Annotated in this window: 3 protein-coding genes; all 3 read right to left on the reverse strand. The window is 76.3% G+C overall.

Going from position 1 to position 3,201, the window contains the following annotated elements:
• Nucleotides 1-352: 352 nt before the first annotated feature.
• The 3 genes from JNW98_RS14225 to JNW98_RS14235 all read right to left on the reverse strand — a co-directional run bounded on the left by JNW98_RS14225 (nucleotide 353) and on the right by JNW98_RS14235 (nucleotide 2,933).
• The gene (locus tag JNW98_RS14225; protein WP_223768563.1) at nucleotides 353-910 is read right to left on the reverse strand and encodes an SMI1/KNR4 family protein; all 558 of its coding nucleotides are present in this window, start codon (nucleotides 908-910) and stop codon (nucleotides 353-355) included.
• Nucleotides 911-1,005: 95 nt separating this feature from the next.
• Nucleotides 1,006-1,662 (reverse strand): LuxR C-terminal-related transcriptional regulator, encoded by a 657-nt coding sequence (locus tag JNW98_RS14230; protein ID WP_223768564.1) that lies wholly within the window; start codon nucleotides 1,660-1,662, stop codon nucleotides 1,006-1,008.
• Nucleotides 1,650-2,933, reverse strand: a complete 1,284-nt coding sequence (locus JNW98_RS14235; protein WP_223768565.1) for a sensor histidine kinase — start codon at nucleotides 2,931-2,933, stop codon at nucleotides 1,650-1,652. Before JNW98_RS14235 ends, JNW98_RS14230 begins: the two co-directional genes overlap by 13 nt.
• Between the last annotated feature and the right edge of the window lie 268 nt (nucleotides 2,934-3,201).

The raw sequence follows: 3,201 nt of genomic DNA on the forward strand, positions 1-3,201 counted from the left end.
GGAGCCGGTGCGGGAGCGGGTGCCGGGGCGGGTACGGGGGCGGCCGGCGGGGTGTCGGCGAGGGCCGGGACGGTGGCGAGGGCGGCGCCGGCGGCGCACAGGGCCGTCGCCGTGAGAAGACCGGTTCTGCGGAGGGCGTCCATCGGGTGCTCCTTCGGAGAGGGGATCCTGGCGCCACCCTGCGGCCGGTCCCGGCGGCCCGCAAACGGAGACGGCACGTCAGCTGACGCTCCGTCGAGGTGAGAAGCGACGGGACATCAGCTGTCGGGCCGTCATCTGACAGGCCGTGAGTCCCCGGTGTTCGTCTGAGCCGAACGGGGCAGCATCCACGCCGGGTGCCGGTGACGGGGCATCAGTCAGGGGCGCCGTCGGGCAGGAAGCGGGGTGCCCGTGCCGGAGGGTCGAAGTAGAAGGATTCGACCGTGCCGGTGAGGACGCCGAGGAGGAAGTCGACGGCCCGCACGCCGTAGTGCTCCCACTCCGGACCGCGGCCCTCGTTGAGGATCACCGTCCAGTCCGCCGGCGCCGCGCCGGGCCGGGCGAGCCAGTAGAGGAAGTGCCCGTCGCCCTCCACGTAGGCGAAGGGCAGGACGGCCGTTCCCGCCGCCCGCAGCTCGGCCGGCCGCGGCTCGCCGAGCGCCCACAGCTCGGCGTGGATCTCGGCGCGCTCCGGGAACTGGGCTTCGAGGTCGTTGTACGACTTCTCCTGACCGGGCGCCAGGAACCGGATCGCCTGGTCGCCGGACTCGTCCGGGAACTCGAAGAAGCCGCCTCCGTAGAGGTCGACGAGCTGCCGGTAGTCGGCGGGGAGCTCCGTGCCCAGCCGCGCCTGGACCGCGGGCCAGTCGTTCGGGCGGGGCGGGGGCGGGGGCGGGACGAGCCGGGCGAGGCGGGCGACGGCGGGGAGCACGGGTCCTCCGGGAGGGGCTGGACAGGTGAGTGGGTCGGGCGGGGTGTGTGGGGCGGCCGTGGCGGGCCGCCATGGTGAAGCGCGGCCGTCGGCGCTCACCGGTGCGAGTCCGCCTGGAGCCAGGTCAGGACCGCGCGGACGCGGCGGTGACCGCCGTCCGCCGCCGGGAGGCCGAGCTTGGCGAAGATGTTGCCGACGTGCTTGTTCACCGAGGTCTCCGCGATGAACAGCCGTTCGCCGATGGCCGTGTTGCCGTGCCCCTCCGCCATCAGCGCCAGCACCTCCCGCTCGCGCGGGCTCAGCGCCGCCAGCGGATCCTCCCGAGTGCCGCGCACCATCAGCTGGGAGATCACCTCCGGGTCCATCGCCGCCTGGCCGGCGGCGACCCGCTCCAGGGCGTCCAGGAACTCGTCCACCCGGCCGATCCGGTCCTTGAGCAGGTAGCCGACGCCTCCGGCGCCGGCGGCGAGCAGCCGGGAGGCGTAGACCTGCTCCACGTATTGCGAGAGGACCAGCACCGGCAGACCGGGGATCCGCTCGCGGGCCGCGACGGCGGCGCGCAGCCCCTCGTCGCGGAAGCCGGGCGGCAGCCGGACGTCCAGCACGGCCACGTCCGGGCGGTGCTCCAGCAGCGCGGGCAGCAGCGTCCCGCCGTCCTCGACGGTGGCGCACACCTCGTGGCCGGCGCCGGTCAGCAGGAGGCAAAGCCCCTCCCGCAGCAGGACGTTGTCCTCGGCGATCAGGATCCGCACGGCAGCTCCACGTGGAGAAGGGTCGGCCCGCCGGGCGGGCTGGACAGGTCGGTGACGCCGTCGAGGGCGGCGACGCGGCGCCTGATGCCGCGCAGCCCGGTTCCCGGGCCCTCCGCCGCGCCGCCCCGGCCGTCGTCCCGTACGCTCACCCGGATCGCGCGCGGCGTCACGCTCAGCCGGACCTCCGCACGGGCGGCCCCGCTGTGCCGGGCGACGTTGGTGAGGGCCTCGGCGAGGACGAAGTAGGCGGCGGCCTCGAGGGCCGCCGGCGCCCGGGCCCCCGGCGGTTCGGTCGCCACGTCGAGGTCCGTGGGCACCGGGCAGGCCGCGGCCAGGCCGCGGGCCGCCTCGGCCAGCCCGTGGTCGTCGAGGACGGGCGGGTGCACGGCGCGTACGGTCGCCCGCAGCGAGGACAGCGTCTGCTCCGCCAACCGCTGCGTGGAGTCGACCAGTTCGGGGAGCTGGGGCAGTCCGGACAGGGCCTCGGGCCGCTGCTCCAGGGCGCGCCGGATCAGGCCCAGCCGCAGGGAGACGGCCACCAGGCCGGCCTGCGCTCCGTCGTGCAAGTCGTGTTCGATGCGGCGGAGTTCGGCGGCGTGCGCGTCCAGGGCGTCGGCCCGCGAGACGGTCAGCTCCTCGACGCGGCGGGCCAGCGACGCCCGGCCCCGCCGCGGCGCGAGCAGCCCGCGCGTCGCCAGGGCATGCCCCCGGGACAGTGCCGGCAGCAGGAGGGCGGCGAGGCCCGCGTAGGCCGGGGCGAGGGCGACCGCGCTCAGTGCCGCCGGCCATGTGGTGATCTCCCACCCCGCGAACTCCGCGTGGGGCACGGCCCACCACCACAGCGGCGTCGTCAGCCAGCTCAGCACGCCGCCGCACAGGCCCAGCGCCAGCGCGCCGACGACCGTGCCGGCCACCGCGTGCAGCGCCAGCCAGCCGAGTCCGTACCAGGTCGCGGGGTCGGTCAGGGTCGTCCGGAGCCGGACGGGGCCGCCGCCGTCCCCGGCCGCGGGCCGACTGGGTGACGGCACGTCGGTGCCCAGCCAGGCCGCGGCCCGCCGGCGGTGGAGATCGGTGAAGCGGCGCGTCGCCCGCAGGGCCGCGGGCAGGGCGAGCAGGCCCGGGCCGGCCAGGCTCAGGGCGCCGACGGCGAGGAGCAGGAAGCAGCCGATCAGGGCGAGCAGGCCCGTGGCGCCGGCGAAGAGGGTGTAGGCGAGGTGCGCGCGCCACGCTTGTCGGCCGCGGGGCGGCCGGATCCACCGTCGTACCGCCACGTTCGCCGTTCTCACAGGCCCCCGCCCCGTTGTCTGTACCGCTCCCTCCCCGCGGTTCCGTAACGCTACCAGCGCGTCAGCCCGTCCGGCGTTTGAGGACAGCGCCCGCAGGGCGCTTCGGGGGGTGCGGGGGCGGAGCCCCTGCAAGAAACGGGAAGGGGCGGGACTGGGGCCACTCTCCCTGGACCGGGCGCGTAAGCAGCCGCGAGGACGGAGGGAGACCCCGGCCCCGCCCTCTCACCGTTTCTTGCGGGGGCAGGCCCCCCCC

The sequence above is a fragment of the Streptomyces huiliensis genome (assembly GCF_020037025.1).
Lineage (GTDB): Bacteria > Actinomycetota > Actinomycetes > Streptomycetales > Streptomycetaceae > Streptomyces > Streptomyces huiliensis.